The sequence below is a fragment of the Nocardia sp. NPDC052254 genome (genome assembly GCF_040679495.1).
In the GTDB taxonomy this organism is placed as follows: domain Bacteria; phylum Actinomycetota; class Actinomycetes; order Mycobacteriales; family Mycobacteriaceae; genus Nocardia.
This window is the reverse complement of record NZ_JBFAUW010000002.1, coordinates 811,996-830,500: the sequence shown is the minus strand read 5'-3', so window position 1 is coordinate 830,500 and position 18,505 is coordinate 811,996. Positions and strand designations below refer to the sequence as shown.

General features: G+C 67.5%; 16 protein-coding genes. 7 read left to right on the top strand and 9 right to left on the bottom strand.

Going from position 1 to position 18,505, the window contains the following annotated elements:
• Positions 1 to 77 precede the first annotated feature (77 nt).
• Positions 78 to 308 (bottom strand): hypothetical protein, encoded by a 231-nt coding sequence (locus tag AB0L57_RS08690; RefSeq protein WP_364959042.1) that lies wholly within the window; start codon positions 306 to 308, stop codon positions 78 to 80.
• A 62-nt stretch (positions 309 to 370) separates the two neighbouring features.
• On the opposite strand from AB0L57_RS08690, the gene AB0L57_RS08685 reads away from it, so the two are divergent.
• Positions 371 to 1,861: a PLP-dependent aminotransferase family protein gene (locus AB0L57_RS08685; RefSeq protein WP_364959040.1), complete on the top strand. Its 1,491-nt coding sequence runs from the start codon at positions 371 to 373 to the stop codon at positions 1,859 to 1,861.
• A 229-nt stretch (positions 1,862 to 2,090) separates the two neighbouring features.
• On the opposite strand, the gene AB0L57_RS08680 is transcribed toward AB0L57_RS08685, so the two are convergent.
• Entirely contained in the window at positions 2,091 to 3,380 is a 1,290-nt protein-coding gene (locus AB0L57_RS08680) for an adenylosuccinate synthase (protein WP_364959038.1), read from the bottom strand.
• 331 nt (positions 3,381 to 3,711) lie between these two features.
• On the opposite strand from AB0L57_RS08680, the gene AB0L57_RS08675 reads away from it, so the two are divergent.
• A complete protein-coding gene (locus AB0L57_RS08675; RefSeq protein WP_364959036.1) occupies positions 3,712 to 4,371 on the top strand; it encodes a hypothetical protein in 660 nt (219 codons plus the stop codon).
• A gap of 51 nt (positions 4,372 to 4,422) precedes the next feature.
• A complete protein-coding gene (locus AB0L57_RS08670; protein WP_364959034.1) occupies positions 4,423 to 5,205 on the top strand; it encodes a site-2 protease family protein in 783 nt (260 codons plus the stop codon).
• A gap of 325 nt (positions 5,206 to 5,530) precedes the next feature.
• Here the strand turns inward: AB0L57_RS08670 and AB0L57_RS08665 are convergent, their stop codons facing one another.
• Both AB0L57_RS08665 and AB0L57_RS08660 read right to left on the bottom strand, forming a co-directional pair.
• Positions 5,531 to 6,625 carry an FUSC family protein gene (locus AB0L57_RS08665; protein ID WP_364959033.1) on the bottom strand — a complete coding sequence of 365 codons (1,095 nt, stop codon included), beginning with the start codon at positions 6,623 to 6,625 and terminating at the stop codon, positions 5,531 to 5,533.
• Between the two features lie 71 nt (positions 6,626 to 6,696).
• Positions 6,697 to 7,155 (bottom strand): DUF3151 domain-containing protein, encoded by a 459-nt coding sequence (locus AB0L57_RS08660; protein ID WP_364959031.1) that lies wholly within the window; start codon positions 7,153 to 7,155, stop codon positions 6,697 to 6,699.
• Between the two features lie 238 nt (positions 7,156 to 7,393).
• Here AB0L57_RS08660 and AB0L57_RS08655 point away from each other — a divergent pair, with 238 nt between their 5' ends.
• Together AB0L57_RS08655 and AB0L57_RS08650 are read left to right on the top strand one after the other, a co-directional pair.
• Positions 7,394 to 9,331, top strand: coding sequence for a hypothetical protein (locus AB0L57_RS08655; protein ID WP_364959029.1), 1,938 nt, complete (start codon positions 7,394 to 7,396; stop codon positions 9,329 to 9,331).
• 187 nt (positions 9,332 to 9,518) lie between these two features.
• Entirely contained in the window at positions 9,519 to 10,550 is a 1,032-nt protein-coding gene (locus AB0L57_RS08650; RefSeq protein WP_364959027.1) for a fused (3R)-hydroxyacyl-ACP dehydratase subunits HadA/HadB, read from the top strand.
• 15 nt (positions 10,551 to 10,565) lie between these two features.
• On the opposite strand, the gene AB0L57_RS08645 is transcribed toward AB0L57_RS08650, so the two are convergent.
• The 3 genes from AB0L57_RS08645 to fbaA all read right to left on the bottom strand — a co-directional run bounded on the left by AB0L57_RS08645 (position 10,566) and on the right by fbaA (position 14,730).
• The gene (locus AB0L57_RS08645) at positions 10,566 to 12,056 is read right to left on the bottom strand and encodes a DUF4185 domain-containing protein (RefSeq protein ID WP_364959025.1); all 1,491 of its coding nucleotides are present in this window, start codon (positions 12,054 to 12,056) and stop codon (positions 10,566 to 10,568) included.
• A gap of 125 nt (positions 12,057 to 12,181) precedes the next feature.
• On the bottom strand, positions 12,182 to 13,342 hold the full coding sequence (locus AB0L57_RS08640; RefSeq protein WP_364959023.1) for a BTAD domain-containing putative transcriptional regulator: 1,161 nt from the start codon (positions 13,340 to 13,342) through the stop codon (positions 12,182 to 12,184).
• A 356-nt stretch (positions 13,343 to 13,698) separates the two neighbouring features.
• Complete coding sequence (gene fbaA / locus AB0L57_RS08635; RefSeq protein ID WP_364959021.1) at positions 13,699 to 14,730, bottom strand: class II fructose-bisphosphate aldolase; 1,032 nt, start codon at positions 14,728 to 14,730, stop codon at positions 13,699 to 13,701.
• 247 nt (positions 14,731 to 14,977) lie between these two features.
• Here fbaA and AB0L57_RS08630 point away from each other — a divergent pair, with 247 nt between their 5' ends.
• Both AB0L57_RS08630 and AB0L57_RS08625 read left to right on the top strand, forming a co-directional pair.
• Complete coding sequence (locus tag AB0L57_RS08630; RefSeq protein ID WP_364959343.1) at positions 14,978 to 15,691, top strand: VTT domain-containing protein; 714 nt, start codon at positions 14,978 to 14,980, stop codon at positions 15,689 to 15,691.
• A gap of 41 nt (positions 15,692 to 15,732) precedes the next feature.
• Positions 15,733 to 16,485, top strand: coding sequence for a DedA family protein (locus AB0L57_RS08625; RefSeq protein WP_364959019.1), 753 nt, complete (start codon positions 15,733 to 15,735; stop codon positions 16,483 to 16,485).
• Between the two features lie 13 nt (positions 16,486 to 16,498).
• Here the strand turns inward: AB0L57_RS08625 and AB0L57_RS08620 are convergent, their stop codons facing one another.
• Positions 16,499 to 17,695 carry a glycoside hydrolase family 76 protein gene (locus tag AB0L57_RS08620; protein ID WP_364959017.1) on the bottom strand — a complete coding sequence of 399 codons (1,197 nt, stop codon included), beginning with the start codon at positions 17,693 to 17,695 and terminating at the stop codon, positions 16,499 to 16,501.
• A gap of 101 nt (positions 17,696 to 17,796) precedes the next feature.
• A complete protein-coding gene (locus tag AB0L57_RS08615) occupies positions 17,797 to 18,459 on the bottom strand; it encodes a TrmH family RNA methyltransferase (protein WP_364959341.1) in 663 nt (220 codons plus the stop codon).
• Positions 18,460 to 18,505: the final 46 nt, after the last annotated feature.

Below are 18,505 nucleotides of genomic sequence, written 5' to 3'. Positions count from 1 at the left end.
CTTGCTGGACATGCCTCCAGTCTGCCCCCTGGCACCGACAAGTCCGCCCTCCAAGGTCCAGTTACGCAACACTGGACCTATCGAGAGGCGGGTGACGGACCACGCGGCCGCGAGATCGTGTGCGGCCGCGACGCCCGGTCCATCGGCCCGTTCATCGGCCTGTTCAGCACCGGCCAATCCGACATCGGCGCATGCGGCGGATACCGGTCGAAGCGATCCACGACGCGGCGACCGGGTCCGGCGGCATAGCGGTAGGCGGCCGCGAGAACGACCACGACGATCAGAACTGCGGCGATACCTGCGAACATGATATCCACTCTGCGCGCAGCTGGACTTGAATCAAATAGCCACTGGCGCGATACTGGCCTCTATGGCAATCCGTGTGATCAGTGCGGCCACCCTCACCCGCGATCTGGGCCGATGGCGCCACGACGACGCGGCCAGTACTCGCCGCGGCGCCCGCCCGGCATATCTGGCACTGGCCGAGAGCATTCGCCTGTTGATCCACGACGGCCGGGCGCCGCTGGGTATCGCCCTGCCCAGCGAGCGCGATCTCGCCACCGCGCTGAGCGTCAGCCGCACCACCGTCACCTCGGCGTACGCCCTGCTGCGCGAACACGGCTATCTGATCAGCCGGCAGGGATCGCGCAGTACCGTCGCACTACCCTCGGATGTCGTGCACGACGGGACCAAACCGGCCCGCAGCATCCTGGCGGTGATGTCGCCGAATGCGCAGCCCACCGTCGACCTGACCTACGCCGCCATGTCCGCGCCACCACAGATGACCGATGCGTATTCCGCAGCGCTACAGGGACTTCCGCTGTACCTCGGCACCCACGGTATGGATCCGGTGGGCGTGCTCCCGCTGCGTGAGATGCTCGCGCGCCGCTACACCGCACGCGGGCTGCCCACCGATCCGGATCAGATCCTGGTGACTCTCGGTGCACAGCACGGACTTCGGCTGCTGCTCAATGTGCTGACCGCACCCGCCGAGCGCGTGTTGATCGACCACCCCACCTATCCCAATGCCATCGAGGCCATCCGGGATGTCGGCGCCCGGCCGGTGCCGGTGCCGCTGCGGCCGGAATCACCGGAGGCCGCCTGGGATCTGGACGGAATACGCAGTGCGGCAAGGCAAACCGCAGCCAGCACGGCGTATCTGGTACCCGACTTCAACAATCCGACCGGCTTGCTCATGAGCGCCGAGGCCAGGGCCGAACTGGCCGCGATCGCCCGGGAGACGCGGATGACGGTGATCGTCGACGAATCCATGGTGGATCAGCAGCTGGACGGCGAAACCCACCCACCCGCAGCCGCTTTCGCGCGTGGGTCGGAGATCGTGACGATCGGCTCGGCATCCAAGTCGTTCTGGGGCGGTCTGCGTGTCGGCTGGATTCGCGCCAATCAGTCCCTGATCACCAAACTGCTCGGCACCCGCTCCACCGTGGACCTCGGCACCCCCGTCATGGATCAGCTGGCCACCGGCTACCTGCTGGAACATGCCGACATCATCCTGGAACAGCGCCGTGAGCAATTGCGCAGCCGCCGTGCGGCATTGCTGAACGCCCTCACCGAGGAACTACCCGACTGGCAGGTCACTCCCGGCCGTGGCGGTATGTCGATCTGGGTCCAACTTCCGGGCCCCGTCTCCACGGCCCTCGCCGCCACGGCCCCCAACCACGGCGTCCTGCTGGCCGCCGGCCCCCGGTTCGGCGTCCAGGGCGCCTACGAACGCTTCCTCCGAATCCCGTTCACCCACGACGAATCCGACCTGCGCCTGGCAGTGAAGTCGATCGCGGCGACCTACGCATCGCTGACCCCGCATGCCACAGAGCCGCTGGCTCCGTTGACCTGCTACTGATCCCGCACCTCCCGGCAGCGGCAACGTCGCTGCCCGAGCACCCGGGCGTGCGAGCCTCACCGTGGCAGAGCCGATCATCCGATGCGAACTACGCAGCGCGACAACAGGTCACGCGAGCACACGGGTAATTCACCGGGTACGGGCTCTCGGGACCGGCCAACCGAACCGCCGGCCGCCGGCGCGAAGAGCCCCGCGCGTGGACCAGGCCAAAAGTTCCGCGGAGGCGGTATCAGCTCAGGATGTCGTGCCGGACGATGGTCTCGTCTCGTCCCGGCCCCACGCCGATGCAGGACACCCGGGCACCCGAAAGCTCTTCCAGCCGTTCCACATACGCCCGCGCGTTGGCCGGTAGATCCTCGAAGGTCCGGGCTCCGGAGATGTCCTCCCACCAACCGGGCATCGTCTCGTAGATCGGTTTGGCGTGATGGAATTCGGTCTGCGTCGTGGGCATCTGCTCGACCCGTTCGCCGTCGATCTCGTAGGCCACACAGATCGGCACCCGGTCCAGGCTCGACAGCACATCCAGTTTGGTGAGGAAGTAGTCGGTGATGCCGTTGACCCGGGTGGCGTAGCGGCCGATCACCGCGTCGAACCAGCCGGTGCGGCGGGCGCGGCCGGTGGTCACACCGACCTCGCCACCGGTCTTGGCTAGGTATTCGCCGGACTGGTCGAACAATTCGGTCGGGAACGGGCCCGAGCCGACGCGGGTGGTGTAGGCCTTGAGGATGCCGAGCACGGTCGTGATCTTGTTGGGCCCCACGCCGGCACCGACCGCGGCACCGCCGGAGGTCGGGTTGGAGGAGGTCACGTACGGATAGGTGCCGTGGTCGACATCGAGCAATGTGCCCTGCGAACCCTCCAGCAGCACCGTCTCACCGCTCTCCAGCGCCTCGTTGAGCAGCAACCGGGTATCGCTGATGCGGTGCTTGAATCCTTCCGCCTGGGCCAGCACCTCGTCGACCACCTGCTGCGGTTCCAGCGCGCGGCGGTTGTAGATCTTCACCAGCACCTGGTTCTTGAATTCCAGTGCGGCCTCGACCTTCTGGGTGAGGATCTTCTCGTCCAGCACATCGGCCACGCGCACCCCGACCCGGGCCACCTTGTCCTGGTAGCAGGGGCCGATTCCGCGCCCGGTGGTGCCGATCTTCTTGTTGCCCAGAAAGCGTTCGGTGACCTTATCGATGGCCACGTGGTACGGCATGATCAGATGCGCGTCCGCGGACAGCAGCAGTTTGGAGGTGTCGACCGAGCGCTGCTCGAGTCCGGCGAGTTCGTCGAGCAGCACACCCGGATCGATGACCACACCGTTGCCGATCACATTCGTGACGCCGGGGGTGAGAATGCCGGACGGGATCAGATGCAACGCGAAGTTGTCGCCGTTGGGTAACACCACGGTGTGCCCCGCGTTGTTACCGCCTTGGTACCGGACCACCCACTGCACGCGGCCGCCGAGCAGATCGGTGGCCTTACCCTTACCTTCGTCGCCCCACTGGGCGCCGATCAGCACGATTGCCGGCATGGGAGTCTCCTACGGTTTCGACACGCAGCATGGGTGATACTGCAGCTACCTGCCGTTTCCGAGGCGGTGGCCGGGGGGTCAGTCTAGTGGACGGTCACGGTGCCGGAATCAGGCCACCTGGATTCGAATCGCGGCGCCCGGTCCCGATCCGGTCGTTCGCCCTCGAAAACCTGCCGTCCGGTCTCCCGTGGCGGCCCTGGGAACGCCGGCACGCGAGGCGCGCCAACCGGCGGAGCCGATTACAGTGGCCTGCGGAGGTGTGCCGGGACAGGCACGCCCGTAGGGCAGTGAGGGCGATCGCGGTGACAGGTTCGAGGAGGGTGTTCGGCAGTTGAGTACTCACGTTCTCCGCTGCAACGGGGCCCCCGTTCCCATCGCGCTCGCGTCGCTGCCGACCACTCAGACGACGGCGATTCCCGACACATCCGAACTCGACGAATTACTTCCCGTGCTGGCCGCCGACAATCAACCCCGCCTGATCGTGCTCGGTGAGGATGCCGGGCTGGCCGCGGTGCTCACCCATCTGCTGCGAACCGAGCGGCTGGGCGTGGAGATCGGCTACGTGCCGGTGGACCGCACCTACGGTTCCCGGGCATATCAGACCGGCACCGGTTCACATGCCGCCAAACGCGCGCTCGAGGGCCGGCCGCAGGAGACACCGCTGATTCGAGACGACACCGGCACCGTCCTGGTGGGCCGCGCCACGATCACCGGGCCGGGCGGCGCCAAACTCGAAGGTGAGGCCTATGTCGACGAGGTCCGGTTGTTCACCGGAAAGGTTGGCGCGTTGCATGTCTCGCCCACCCTGGAACATCCGGGTGTGCGCGCGACGGTGCAGCGTGGCTGGGGTAAGCGGCGCTGGGTGACCGGGCGGGCCGTCCAGCTCGGCTCACCAGCCGCGTTGGTGACGCGTGACGGTGTCGCCGCCGGTCGGACGGTGCCGCGGTCGAGTTTCTACCGCCATCACGTGCCTTGGCTACTGGTGCGATGAGCTGTTCATCCCGGGCGTGTCCCGGTACCGATCCGCTGACGGGGGTGTGTCATGACTGATCGCATCGGCGCCTGGAATCGCCGGCACGCTGTCCGGCCCAGTCCGGTGTTCCTGCTCATCGTCGTGATCACCGTGCTCGGTGGAGCACTGGCCTGGGATGCCGATCCACTGTCCACCCGGGCCAAGGCCGGGGTCTTCGTCCTCGTCGTGGCGGGGTGGATCCTGAGCGTGTGCCTGCACGAATTCGGGCACGCCTACACCGCGTGGCGGGCCGGTGACCGGGAAGTGCAGATCCGCGGATATCTGACCCTGAATCCGGTCAAATACAGCCATCCACTGCTGTCGATCGCGCTGCCGATCTTCTTCATCGCGCTCGGCGGCTTCGCACTGCCCGGTGGCGCGGTCTATCTGAACACGCAGAGTTTCTCGCCGCGCACCAGTCGCATGATCAGTGCGGCCGGTCCGGCGATCAACGCGCTGTGCGCGGTGGTGCTGCTGGTGATCGTCCGGTTCGCCGGCTCGGCGCATTCGCACGCCGCCTTCTGGTTCGGCCTGAGTTTCCTGGCGTTCCTGCAGATCACGGCGACCATCCTCAATCTGCTGCCGATCCCCGGCACCGACGGTTACTCGATCCTGGAACCCTCGCTGAGCTATCAGACCCGGCGGTCGCTCGAGCAGATCAAGCCCTTCGGCTTGCTCCTGCTGCTCGCGATTCTGTGGGTACCGGAGCTGAACCGGATCTTCTTCAACGCGGTCTACTGGGTGTTCGAACTGTCCGGCGTGCCGTCGAGCTGGGTGAGCATCGGCAGTTACCTGACCCGATTCTGGACCTGAGGCGTCTGCCGCCCGGGCGCGGGCCCGCCCGATTCCTGTCCGATTCGCCGGTGGACAGAAACCGGGCGGCCCTCTTCGTGACGGCGCTCCCCGCCCCCTGCGCGGGCGGCCGCCCGTCGACCGGCCGCACCTGCTGCCGTCACGAAGTCTCCGACCGCGCCCACCCCTCGTCGACGCGGTCAGGAACCACGCTACGAGCGATGCCGTGTCCGGACACGAGTAGTCGACTACCCGATCGAACGCCGGCCCGGCACGCGGGCGCGGCCAATCACCCGCGAGTAGCCGCAGCACTACTGCACCGCAGGGATTTTCGCCGGCTCAGCGATCAATCCTGTGGCGCCACATAGGGGTTGCGCACCGTGGGCGGGAGCAGGGCGATCGCGGACAATCGCCGGACGCCGCAGACCTGCATCAAATCGACCACGATGGAACGCAACTGGGCGAAGACGACATGGGCCGACAGACCGGCGCCGTCGACCAGATCCTTGGTCGCCCCCTTGGCGACATGGCGCAGCACGCGGGTCGCATCGGCCGCGTCGGGCTCACGGCCGGGTTCGGCGAGAACGTAGCGCCGCACCACATCCACGGCCTGCCCCAGTTCCTCCACCTCCGCGATCATCCGCGGATCGAGGATCTCGTCGTCGCGGACCAGGGTCAGCGCCCGGCGCAACAGAACTCGGGTATTGCGCACGGAATTGTCCAGTGGCTCCACCGCATCGCGCAGCGCCTCCAGCCGCGGGCGGGAATTCCAGTACAGCGGCGAGATCCGGCTGACCTCGCGACCGCCCTCCACCGCATTGCGCAACCCGTCGATCTGCGGCTGTGTCCCGCGCACGGATTCCAGTGCGGCGCGCACTTTTTCCGCATCCTGCTCGAGCAGGCCGTCGGCGCATCCGGACAGCGCCGTGCCGACCACGGTCAGGATATCGGCGGCCTGCTGGCGCGCCCGGCGCACCGGATGCAGTGGGATGGCTGCGACCACCACGACCCCGACCAGGCCACCCACCAGCGCGTCCACCATGCGATTGAGGCCGCCGCCGGCACTCGGCGGCATCAGCGTCGCGACCAGTACGGCGGAACTGGCCGCCTGCATCGGGATGACCGCGCCCCGGTCGAGGAAGACCGCGGTCGCCATCGCCACGCCCACGACCAGCGCGATCTGCCACGGTCCCGTACCGACACGGCTGATGAAGAAGTCACCGATTCCGATGCCGACGGCGACCCCGCCGACCAGCTCCACCGATCGGCGCAACCGGGCACCGAACGACACGCCGATCGAGATGACCGCGGCCATCGGCGCGAAGAACGGCTGCGGATGACCCACCAGCCGATGCGCGATGAACCAGGACAGCGCGGCGCCCACCGCGCACTGCACGATCGGGAGTGCGGACCGGCGCAACCGCTGCCAGCCGGTACGCATCCGCTGTTTACCGCTGTCGCGGACCGCGTCGACGGTGATTGCGGTCGCGAGCCGTTCCGAGCCGGTCAGATTCAGTCCAGACCGAGTTCGCCGGCCGCGCGGGGATCGCAATCCTCCAACAGGTCCAGGCAGCGGGCGTATTCGTCGTTCTCACCGACCGCCTGGGCAGCCCGGGCGAGCGCGCCGACGCTGCGCAGGAAACCCTGATTGGGTTCGTGGCTCCACGGCACCGGCCCGAAACCCTTCCAGCCGTTGCGGCGCAGCAGGTCCAGGCCGCGGTGATAACCGGTGCGGGCGAAGGCGTACGCCGCGACCAGATCGAGGCTCACCTCGGCCGGCGCCTCGGTGGCGCCGGTGATTCCGGCGCGCCCGAGCGCGTCCTCGGCCAGTTGTGCCCAGGCCACCGACGCCGTCGGATGGGCGGCCGCGACCTGCGCCGGGTCCTGATTGTCCAGCAGGGCCTGTTCGGCTTCCGTGTTTTCGGGAAGCAATACCGGCTGCGGTCCGAGCAGATCACCGAAGGAGGTCATGGGCTTCATTGTGCACCGCCGCCGCGGACGCCTCGCGCGCCGCATCGTCCCCTCCCGGGGGAAAGCTCGACAGTCCCGGCGTCGGACACGATCGGCTCCGCATCGGAAACGGCTCGACCGAGACAAAAGCCGCGCGGTTCCGCGTCCGGCGCTTCGTGGCGGCCCCGCCCCCATTAGGCTTGCCGACGGAGACCACCAGTTGACGACCGACAGCTGATACTGAGCAAGGGGTACCGCGTTGTCCGACCCGAACGACGACCAGAAGCCGCGACAGGGCGCCGACGGCGACCGTCCGACGAAACCTGCCCAGCAGGGCGGTTCCACCCCCGGCACGAACGGACCGGACAGCACCGGTGCGGCGGACGGCGGCGGTGACGCCGGGCAGACTCAGCGGATCTCCCGCGATCAGCTACCGGGAGCGTCGACACCGTCGGCGAAAACCCAGGTGATCCGCGTCTCCGGCGCGGACTCGACAGATGCGCCGAAGCAGGCCGACACCGGTGCGGGTGCGTCCGGCTCCGGAAAGGCCGGGTCCGAGAAGACGGACAAGACCGACGCCCCCCAGTCGGCCGGTGGTGCCGAGGAGTCCGCGGGCCGGAAGCCCGGAGCCGCTGCGCCCGGCGCGAGCGGCAAGGCCTCGGCGGCAACGAGTTCCGCCGCTTCCGGCGAAGCCGAGACGGTCGCCATCCCCAAGACCTCGAAGCCCGACCGGGACGCTGCCGATTCCGGAGGCTCCGCGGGTGTCGGGTCTCCGGAGACCGACACGACGAAGCCCGGCGCCGATCCGGCACCCGGCAAGAACGCGGCATCCGAGAAGGCCTCCGAGCCGGGCAGGACCGCGCCGGCCGGAGGAGCGAAAGACTCCGGCAAGACCGTGGAGTCGGACACGGCGGCGGGGTCCGGCGCGACGACAGCAACCGGGAACAAGACGGATTCGAACGCACCGAAGAGCGAAAAGACCGACGTCGCAGGCGCTGCCGCGGCGGCCGGTACCGGTGCCGCCGCCGCGGCGACTCCGGACGCCCCGGCCGCCTCCGCGAAGGATGCGAGCCCGGCCACCGACGCGACAGCTGCGGGCGACTCCGAAACCGTTGCCCTGCCCAAGGTCTCCGCCTCCTCCGGCGAGGAGTCGACACAGAAGCTCGCCGCCCCGAAGCCGGCACCCGATTCCGGCGACAGCGGCGATCGAAAGCAATCACCTGCGCAACAACAGGTTCCGTCGATTTCGAACCCTTCCGACGAAGCCACCACCGTGCTGCCGATTCAGCGGCCCGACCAGGCGGCCACCGAGAAGTTGCGCAAGGCTCCGGCACAACAGGGCCCCGGTGGCCAGGCGGGCCCGCCGAATCGTCCCGGACCGAACGGCCCGGCCGGCCCCGGGCAACAGGGACCGCAGGGCCGCCCCGCCGGTTCGGCCGCGGCCGCCGCCGGTCTGGGCGCGGCAACCGGCCCGAAGGGCCCCGGTGGCCCCGTCGGCGGTCCCGGACCAGCCGGCCGTGGCCCCGGACAGCAGGGACCGCTCGGCGGTCCCGGGCAACCCGGTCCGCAGGGTCCCAACGGCCCCGCACCGCAGCGTCCGGGTGGTGCTCCCTCACCCGCCGACATCAAGATGACCACCCCCGCCCAGCCGGTCACCCCGCAGCAGGGCGCACCGCAGCCGATGCCGCCCCGCCCGGTGGCCCAGCCGCAGCGGGTCCCCGCCGCGGACCCCGCTGCGGCCGGTGCGGTGCCGGGCAGGAACAATCGCCGGGTGCTCGTCATCGCCGGCGCGGTCGTGGTGGTGATCATCGCGATCGTGGCGGTGATCGCATTCACCACCGGCGGATCGGATAACTCACCCGAGGCCAAGGTCAAGGGCGCGGTATCCACGTACACGGATGCGCTGGCGTCGGGGAAACTCACCGATCTGCAGTCCTCGACCTGCGGTAAGTTGCACGAGTTCTACCAGAACATCGCCTCCGACCAATACGCCGGCGTGCACAAGCTCGCGGCCGATCAGAAGAAGATTCCGAAGGTCGCGAGCGTGGAGGCCGTCCAGATCACCGGCGACAAGGCCGTCGCCCAGGTCAACGTCTACACTGACGCCGACCCGAGCCGCTCGACCGCGCGTACCTTCGATCTGCAGCAAACCGATGGTGGCTGGAAGGTGTGCGATCCCGAGGTCGCCACTCAGTAATCCACAGGAAATCCACCGGGTGACGACTGTCGTCACCCGGTGTCACCTGGCTTCTCGGCCGCGACCAACGTCACAGATACCTGGTCAGGGGTGCGAGGCGTCGATAGCATGGCTCGGATTGTCACGGCGGCGCCCACGTGTGCGTCATGCATTTACGCAGTAAAAATCGAGCAGGGGAGCAAGGGACATGCCGGAGCTGGCACCCGACGCGCCGGCATCCACGGCATTGGCCGGTCGGCACTACCGAATTCGGGACCACTACGAAGTCGGCCGGGAGAAGGTCCGCGAATTCGCGCGCGCGGTACAGAACCATCATCCGGCCCATCACTACGAGGCCGATGCCGGCAAACTGGGCTGGGATTCGCTGGTGGCGCCGCCCACCTTCGCCTCGGTGATCGGCATGAACACCACGCAGGCCCTGCTCGACAATGTGCTCAGCGAATACGATCTGTCGCAGATTCTGCAGACCGATCAGACCTTTCAGATCTTTCGCCCGATCGTGGCCGGGGACGTGCTGCGCAGTGAGGCCGAGATCGAGTCGATCCGGCATCTGCGCGGCAACGACTTCATCACCGTGAAGGCGACCGTCCTGGACGCCGAGGGCACGGTCGTGCAGGTCGGCTCGGCAACGCTGGTGGCCCGGCTCGGCGGCGCGGTCGACGCCGATATCGTGCGACTGGTCGAGGGTGTGGTCATGCACCGCCGCGAGGTCATCGAATCGGACCCGGAGATCCTGATTCCGATCACCACCGAAGAGGCCGCGGTGGACCCCACCGGCCGCGACATCACCGTCGACACGCTCCCGCATTTCGAGGACCTCGCGGTGGGTGACCAATTACCCCTGGCGACAATGCAACTCACGCGCGGCGACCTGGCGAACTACGCCGGTGTCGCCAGCGATCCCAACCCGATCCACTTCAGCGACGCCGCCGCCGAACTGGCCGGCCTGCCCACGGTGGTCGCGCACGGCCTGCTGACCATGGGGCTGGGCGCTCAGTATCTGACCTCGTGGCTCGGCGATCCCGCGGCGGTGGCGTCCTACAGCGTCCGGTTCTCCGGATTCGTTCCGGTACCGCCGCTGCAGCCCGCGCAGATCGCCTTCACCGCCAAGATCAAGGCGCTCGACCCGGAGCTGCGTGCCGCGACGGTGCTGCTCAACGCCACCTGCGACGGTAAGAAACTGTTCGGGCGCGCGCTGGCCGAAGTCCGGTTGTCGTAGGAGGCTTCCGCGCGATCAGTTCATCCGGGCGTGCATCAGGTACACGTTGTAATCGCTCCACGTGCTGATGGTGAAGTACAGGTCCGACGGCGTCGACCACGGATGGATGAAGCCGCCGTAGAGCTCGGGATACTCCGGCGTCACGCTCACGAGCGTGGAACTCGGTGACCATTCACCCTGCGGTGAATTCGATTCGCGCAGTACGATCGCCGCCTTGGCGGTGTCCAGATAACTCATCTGCCACACCCCCCTGCCGGAGTCGTAATGGACCGACAACTCACCGGCGGGTCCGTCGACTATCGGTGTGGCGGAAGCGGATCCGCCGACCGCTGTCCACGCGCCATCGCGCCAGTACTGATACGCGGAGGTGTTGAGCACCTGATCCGCGGGCACCCGCGCGACTCCGACCGAGCCGAGCCGGGTATTGGGCGTACCGAACAGGTAGACATGGTCACCCTGCGGCACCATCGCCGACACCTGGAAGTTCGAGACCCCGAAGATGTTGTCCCACTTGGCGTGCGGATCCTTGGTCCAGGTCTGACCGTGATCGTCGGAATAGGCGATGCCACCGTAGTTGGTGTAGAACGTGCCCGGAATGCTGTTCCACGTCCGAATCGACATGTAGCTCATGAACTGCCGTGTCCCATCGGCCGAACCCTGGTGCGGCAGCGTGAATCCCGAAGTCGGGATCGTGGTCATCTCGATATTGTCCTTCTTACGACTGGACAGCACCTCGGCTGCGTGACAGCGGGCGTCGGTGACCATGTGATCGATGATCAGGCCCTTGTCCAGGTCACGATTCGTGCTGAAGCCCAGCAGATTACTGCGCCAGTCCTCCCCCATCCCGCCCGGCGGATGGAAGCCGTGCCCCACGGTGTCCCCGAACGCCGTCGCGATCTCACCCGGCGCGCTCTCCCACATGATGCCGAGATCGGTGCCGTTGACCTGCCAGCGCTTATCGGTGCGGTTGACCGAATTCGCACCGGTCTCCTTCGCCGCCTCGGTGACCTCCCCCACCCGCGGCGCGGGCCGGCCCGCCGTCTTGGGCGCGGGTTCGGTCGGCGGCTCCACCCGCTGTGGCCCGGGGGGCCCGGGCTCCGGGGAGGGGCCCGGCGGCAGCGCGAAGTAGAACGGCTGCGGCTTCAGCAGCACATCCGGCAGTCCGATCCGGCTCAGCGGGCCGGGTTCCGGAGGCGGGCCGTCGGTGAGGTCGGGGCAGGGACTGGTGCACGGATCGACGGGTAGTCGCATGCTGGTGCGCACCGGAGTCGCCGGTGGCGGTGGCCGATCGACGGTGACGACCGGATACGGAATCGACACATCCAGCGTCTTGGGTACCACCGATTCGTGCACGGGCACCGGATCGGCCGCGCACGGTCCCGCACCGGGAACCGTTGCGGGCGAATCTCTTCCGGGGTCGGCGAGGGCTCTCGAACCCGGCATGCCGGCCAGCAGCCCGGCACCGAGCAGCACCACACCGACCGAAGCCTGCACGCGCACACCCATGAGCAACCCCTTGCGAAGGCGATCGGATTGATTCGCCCGCGACCCTCATCGCGCGAGCCTGACCCGCGCCGACCATACCCGGCCGTCAGCCGTGATCGGTGTTCATCGCCCAGGGACGGGTGTCATCAGCTGTCGGCTTCGAAGGCCAGCACCGTCGAGCCGATCCGGATCAGCTCGCCGCCGAACAACATGGTGCCGCCGTCGACGACCTCGTCGTCGACGTGGATTCCGTTCGCGGAGGCGAGATCCTTGATCAGCATGCCGGCCCGGCTGGGCAGCACATGCGCGTGATAACGGCTGACCTTGGGATCGTCGAGGATCAGATCGTTGTCGGTCATGCGGCCGATCTTCAACCCGCCCTTGGCAATCGGAATCACGCGCCCATCCGCCATCCGCAGCTTCCCGCCGCGGGCGCTGCGCGGGGCCTCGGTGACGGTTTCGGTCATGGCCTTCGCCATCCGCTCGACCTGAGCGATGGCCATCGTGTTGAGAGGTTCCTGCCGCAGGACCCGCTTCTCCAGTTCGACCAGCGCCGGCCCCGGATCGATACCGAGTTCGTCGGCGAGCACCGCCCGCACCCGGCGGCACGCCTCCAGGGCGTCGGCCTGGCGTCCGGACAGATACAGTGCCGTGATCAGCTGCACCCACAGCGGTTCCCGCATCGGGTGCGCGGTGGTCATCGACACCAGCTCGCCGACCACCGAAGAGGCTCGGCCACAGGCGATCTCGGCGTCGATCCGGGCCGATGCGACGAGCAGGCGCTCCTCGTCCATGGCGGTGGCGAAGCTGTCGGCGAAACGGGTGCCCGACAGATCGTCGAGGGCGTTGCCGCTCCATTGCGCGAGTGCCGCACCGAACAATCGCGAAGCGCCCTCGTGATCACCGCCCGCACCCGCCTCGGCAGCGATCTTGCGGGTGGCCTCGAATCGGCCGAGATCGCAATCGTCGTCGGCGATTTCGAGCCGGTAGCCCGAGGATTCGGTACGAAGCACCGCGGCCGAGTCCACCCCCGAATTGCGCAGGGCCTTACGAATATTGGAAACGAAGACCTGAAGACTCGCCTGATAGGAGTCCGGCGGATCCTCGTTCCAGACGATATCGGCCAGTGCCTGTGAGGACACCGCGCGGCGCCGGTTCACCGCGAGCGCGGCCAGCAGCGTCCTGGGCTTCGGACCGCCCACCGCGACGGATTCACCACCGACCAGTAATCGCACCGGGCCGAGTACGCGGACATCGAGGCCGGTGGAAGACGGTGTAATTGCTTGGGGGCCGGTCGGATTGCTCACAGGTCCTGCATTTCGTGCCGGCCGGGTCGCTGTCGAACCCGGCGGATTGCCCATGTGCTCACGCAACGATCATCGCGCGCGGCCCGTCCCGGGACAACTGCGTGGACGTCGGACGATATGACCGGGGGTGTGGTGGTCGTCGAATCACCACACCCCCTGCCACGACGAATGGGCGACGGGAACCTCATGCCACCGGCGACCCGGTACTCGCGCGACAACCGATTTCGCGAGAACACGGGTAACTCGCCGGGAACGCTCGAGACCCGATCCGACTGCGGTCCGGAGCGCAATTCTCCCCGCACCCGACGACCCGCTGAAATCTCGGAGCGGCGGGCCGGCGATCTCGGGGGGGCGGACTAGCCGACCGACTTGCCGGCCGAACGCAGGTCGTTGCAGGCCTCGACGACCCGCTCGGTCATCGACGCCTCGGCCTTCTTCAGGTAGCTGCGCGGGTCGTACACCTTCTTGTTGCCGACCTCGCCGTCGATCTTCAGCACACCGTCGTAGTTGGCGAACATGTGCCCGGCCACCGGGCGGGTGAACGCGTACTGGGTGTCGGTGTCGACGTTCATCTTCACCACGCCGTACTTCAGCGAATCGTCGATCTCGGACTTCAGCGAGCCCGAACCGCCGTGGAAGACGAAGTCGAACGGCTTGGCGCCGTCGCCCAGGCCCAGCTTGGCCGCGGCCACCCGCTGGCCCTCGGCCAGCACCTCGGGCTTGAGCACCACATTGCCCGGCTTGTACACACCGTGCACATTGCCGAAGGTGGCGGCCAGCAGGTACTTGCCGTTCTCACCGGCGCCCAGGGCATCGATGGTCTTGGCGAAGTCCTCGGACGAGGTGTAGAGCTTCTCGTTGATCTCGGCCTCGACGCCGTCCTCTTCACCGCCGACGACACCGATCTCGACCTCGAGGATGATGTTGGCCGCGGCGGACTGCTTCAGCAGCTCCTTGGCAATCTCGAGGTTCTCGTCGATCGGCACGGCCGAACCGTCCCACATGTGGGACTGGAACAGCGGATTCTGCCCGGCCTTGACCCGCTCGGCCGAGATGGCCAGCAGCGGGCGGACGAAACCGTCCAGCTTGTCCTTCGGGCAGTGGTCGGTGTGCAGTGCGATCGTCACGTCGTAGCGGGCCGCGACCACATGGGCGAACTCCGCCAGCGCGACCGCGCCGGTGACCATGTCCTTCACACCCAGACCGGAAGCGAACTCGGCACCACCGGTGGAGAACTGGATGATGCCGTCACTGCCGGCCTCGGCGAAGCCGCGGATGGCGGCGTTGATCGTCTCCGACGAGGTGCAGTTGATGGCGGGGAAGGCGAAGGAGTTCTCTTTGGCCCGACCGAGCATCTCGGCGTAGACCTCCGGAGTCGCGATGGGCACTGAGGGACCTCCGTAGTGTGCTGCGAACAACAATCCTGATGGCCCTACCCTAAGTTCATCGACCATTGCCGCGAAAGGCGGGATCCGGTCGGCGGCACTTGCGGCGAAGTTGCCCGGTGACGCACGGGCCCGCGTTACCCGCTCGGGTCCGCGGAAAAACCAATTGACCGAAATTCGCCAAGACCTGAGAGGTTCCCGTGAGGTTCGGTGCGAACGGGGGGTGACCGGTACTGTGGGGCCGGTGACCATGCTGGCCATCACGAACACGCTCGCCGACGGATTCTCCGTCAAGCAGCTGCTCGACCCCATGTATCTACTGACCGAGTCACCGCTGAAGAGCGCGGTGCTGCCGGCCATTCTGGTCATCGTCTTCATCGAGACCGGGCTGCTGTTCCCGATCCTGCCGGGCGATTCACTGCTGTTCACCGGCGGTCTGCTCGCGGCGGTCGAACATCCGCCGGTCTCCATCTGGGTACTGGTCCCCGCGGTGGCATTGACCGCGATCGCCGGTGACCAGTGCGCCTACTGGATCGGCCGGGCCATCGGGCCCGCGCTGTTCCACAAGGAGGACGGCCGCTTCTTCAAACAGCGCTATGTCACCGAGACGCACGCGTTCTTCGAGAAGTACGGCCCGAAGACCATCATCCTGGCTCGATTCGTGCCGATCGTGCGCACCTTCATGCCGGTGCTCGCGGGTGTGTCGAAGATGGACTACCGCAAGTTCCTGACCTTCGACATCATCGGTGGCGTCCTGTGGGCCGGCGGTATCACGATCCTCGGATACTTCCTGGGCAACGTCGGGTTCATTCGCGATCACGTCGAGGCCATCTTCCTGCTGATCGTGCTCGTCTCGATCCTGCCCGCCATCATCTCGGTGGCGAAGAAGTTGCGTAACCACGAGCCGGTACTGGACGCCGAGGAGCCCGAGATGTCCGTATCGACGAACGAACCCACGCACTGACACCATTGCCTGCTACGCCTCTACCCCTCGCACTGGGCGGAATGGATCCCCTGCATTCCGCCGGGCCGGCACTCGTGTGGACCGTGGTCCTGGTCTTCGTCTTCCTCGAGTGCGCGGTGATCATCGGGCTGTTCCTGCCCGGTGACTCGATGCTGCTCACCGCGGGCATCATCTTCGCCTCCCACGAGACCGGGCACACCCAGGTGTGGGGTCTGGTGGTGGCCACCATGGTCGCGGCCATCGCCGGTAATCAGGTGGGTTATGTGATCGGCTCGCGAACCGGTCACCGTCTGATAGCCCGGAAGAACGGCAAATACATCAATGCCGAAAATCTGGCGCGAGTCACCGATCTATTACACCGGCACGGCTTCGCGGCCGTGCTGATCGCGCGCTGGATTCCCTGGGTGCGCACGCTGTGCCCGATGGTGGCGGGCGCCGCCGGAATGGATCACCGCCGCTACACCGTGGCCAGTTCGCTCGGCGCGGTGATCTGGGCGCCGATCCTGCTGCTGCTCGGCTACTACACCGGCGGATATCTGAACAAGGTGTCGTGGCTGATGCCGACGGTCAGCGGATCACTGATCGTGGTGCTGATCGTCGGCACCGTCCTCGGATTGCGGCAGTACCGAACGGAGATGTCGCGGCCGACCGAGGACTTCGCACTGGAGTGCGCCGACCTGGACGGCGTACCGGGCGATGCGCACGCCGACACCGTGCCGCTGCGCACCCTGCGAGCGGAACGACGCGTCGGCGCGAGCCATACCCGCATCGTCTGGACGAACCCGCGGTCCTGAGAACCCCGGATGCCTAGAACCCGGCGGCCGTGACCATCTGCGCGGCCTCCATCAGCATCCAGCCCGACAGCTGTACCGACAGATCCCGCTCGGGTGTCCGCGAGGGACTGACCGAACCGCCTCCGGTGGGGCGGCCGGCGCCGGCCGTGCCACTCGGCAGCCGTGCGGCGACGGTCCAGTCCGGACCGAACAGGGGCTCCCCCTCCACCTCGAGCCGATGTCCCCAGGCAGCGACCGCGGAGGCCTTGACGATGGCGGCCGCCGACTGCCGCACCTGCTGGCGCGCGGCGTCCGCACCGGGCAGCATGATCGCGACCAGGGCCAGATAGCGCGCGAGAATTCCGTTGAACAGTCCACCGTCCCCGCCGCTACCGCCGGTGACGACGTTCTTCGCCGTCATGTGCTCCTCGACCGCGTGCAGCAGCTGTTGCACCCGGTCCGCGTGGCGCGCATCGCCGGTGTGCACGGCCAGTTCGGTCTCCAGTCCGAGCACCACACCCTGGCAGTAGCTGAAGGTGGGATTCTCGATGCGGCCGCCGGGCAGATGGATGCCGTCACGGATCAGACCCGTGTCGGGGTCGCGCAGCGTGGCATCGATCCAGTCGGCGATACCCACGGCACGGTCGATGTGGCCGAGCCGGGCCAAGGCGATGGCGGCGGGTCCGTTGGCGGGCGCGTTGTAGTAGTCGGCCCCCTTGCGCCACGGCACCGCGCCGATCTCCGGCTGCCGGCCCGCCATCAGCTGCTGTTCGAGCGCGGTGAGTCCGCCGCGCACCTCGGCGATACCCTGGGTGCGCTCGGCACGTTCCAAAGCTATTGCCAGCCAGGCCATATCGTCGTAGTAGTTGTTGGTCCAGCCGGTGATGTTGCGCAGCCGGTGACTGCGGGCGACGGCGGCGATCCGGGCAGTGCGTGCCGGGGTCGCCGCCCGATTGGCCGCATCGACAGCGCAATCGATGAGATGTGCCTGCCACCAATAGTTCCAGGTGAAGAAGAGCCGCTCGGTCCGGGTCGCCGGCCAGCCGACCACACCCAGGTCGGTGCCGGGCAGCAACCACAGTGGCCGCAGATGTCTGGACAGGACAGCGGATTCGGCAGCATCCGCTCGCTGTGCCCAGATTTCGGCGCCCGGCTCGGCAGCGGATTCGACTCGTGCTCGCCCCCGCCGCAGAGCCGGACGCGGTTGCACGTCGTCGCTCCGCGAGTTCATGGATACATGGTGCCAGTTCCGACCCCGATTTCGCGCCCGATTTGTTACACGATCGAACCGTGTCCGCGATCCGAAACACCGGATTGCGACACTCGCGGTGGCTACCAGGCCCGGCCGAGATCGGCGTGCCGAGTTATCCACGCGTGCATCGCGATTCCGGCCGCGACCCCCGCATTGATGCTGCGGGTGGAACCGAATTGGGCGATCGACACCGTCATCGCGGCTCCCTTTTTCGCCGCCTCGGTCACCCCGGGGCCTTCCTGGCCGAACAGCAGCAGGCAATTGCGCGGCAGGCGTGCGGTCTCCAGCGGAACCGAGCCCGGCACATTGTCCACCGCGACCACCGAGAGCCCGGCGCCGTCGGCGAACTCCAGCAACTCGGCGACATCGTTGTGGTGCACGATGTGCTGATAGCGATCGGTCACCATGGCGCCCCGGCGGTTCCATCGCCGCCGCCCGACGATGTGCACCGCCGCGGCGGCGAAGGCGTTGGCGGTGCGCACCACCGTTCCGATATTCGCGTCGTGCCCGAAGTTCTCGATCGCGATGTGCAGCGGATGGCGGCGAGTATCGATGTCGGCGACGATCGCCTCCCGCGTCCAATAGCGGTAGGCGTCGACCACATTGCGGCGATCACCCTGCGCCAGCAGTTCGGGGTCGAGGCGTGGATCGTCCGGTGGCTCGGTACCGAATTCCGCCCGCCACGGTCCGACACCGTGCGGATGCTCGCCCCACTCCGTGGGACCGGGACCGTCGGCTTCGATGGGACCGGGTCCGTCCGCGTCGATGGGACCGGGTCCGTCCGTGACA

Bases quoted from the DNA above. Each gene is read 5' to 3' on its own strand.
- AB0L57_RS08690 (WP_364959042.1), bottom strand. From the start codon at position 308: ATGTTCGCAGGTATCGCCGCAGTTCTGATCGTCGTGGTCGTTCTCGCG.
- AB0L57_RS08620 (WP_364959017.1), bottom strand. From the start codon at position 17,695: ATGAACTCGCGGAGCGACGACGTGCAACCGCGTCCGGCTCTGCGGCGG.
- AB0L57_RS08685 (WP_364959040.1), top strand. From the start codon at position 371: ATGGCAATCCGTGTGATCAGTGCGGCCACCCTCACCCGCGATCTGGGC.
- AB0L57_RS08625 (WP_364959019.1), top strand. From the start codon at position 15,733: ATGGATCCCCTGCATTCCGCCGGGCCGGCACTCGTGTGGACCGTGGTC.
- AB0L57_RS08665 (WP_364959033.1), bottom strand. From the start codon at position 6,625: ATGCGTACCGGCTGGCAGCGGTTGCGCCGGTCCGCACTCCCGATCGTG.
- AB0L57_RS08630 (WP_364959343.1), top strand. From the start codon at position 14,978: ATGCTGGCCATCACGAACACGCTCGCCGACGGATTCTCCGTCAAGCAG.
- AB0L57_RS08650 (WP_364959027.1), top strand. From the start codon at position 9,519: ATGCCGGAGCTGGCACCCGACGCGCCGGCATCCACGGCATTGGCCGGT.
- AB0L57_RS08645 (WP_364959025.1), bottom strand. From the start codon at position 12,056: ATGGGTGTGCGCGTGCAGGCTTCGGTCGGTGTGGTGCTGCTCGGTGCC.
- AB0L57_RS08660 (WP_364959031.1), bottom strand. From the start codon at position 7,155: ATGACCTCCTTCGGTGATCTGCTCGGACCGCAGCCGGTATTGCTTCCC.
- AB0L57_RS08670 (WP_364959034.1), top strand. From the start codon at position 4,423: ATGACTGATCGCATCGGCGCCTGGAATCGCCGGCACGCTGTCCGGCCC.
- AB0L57_RS08680 (WP_364959038.1), bottom strand. From the start codon at position 3,380: ATGCCGGCAATCGTGCTGATCGGCGCCCAGTGGGGCGACGAAGGTAAG.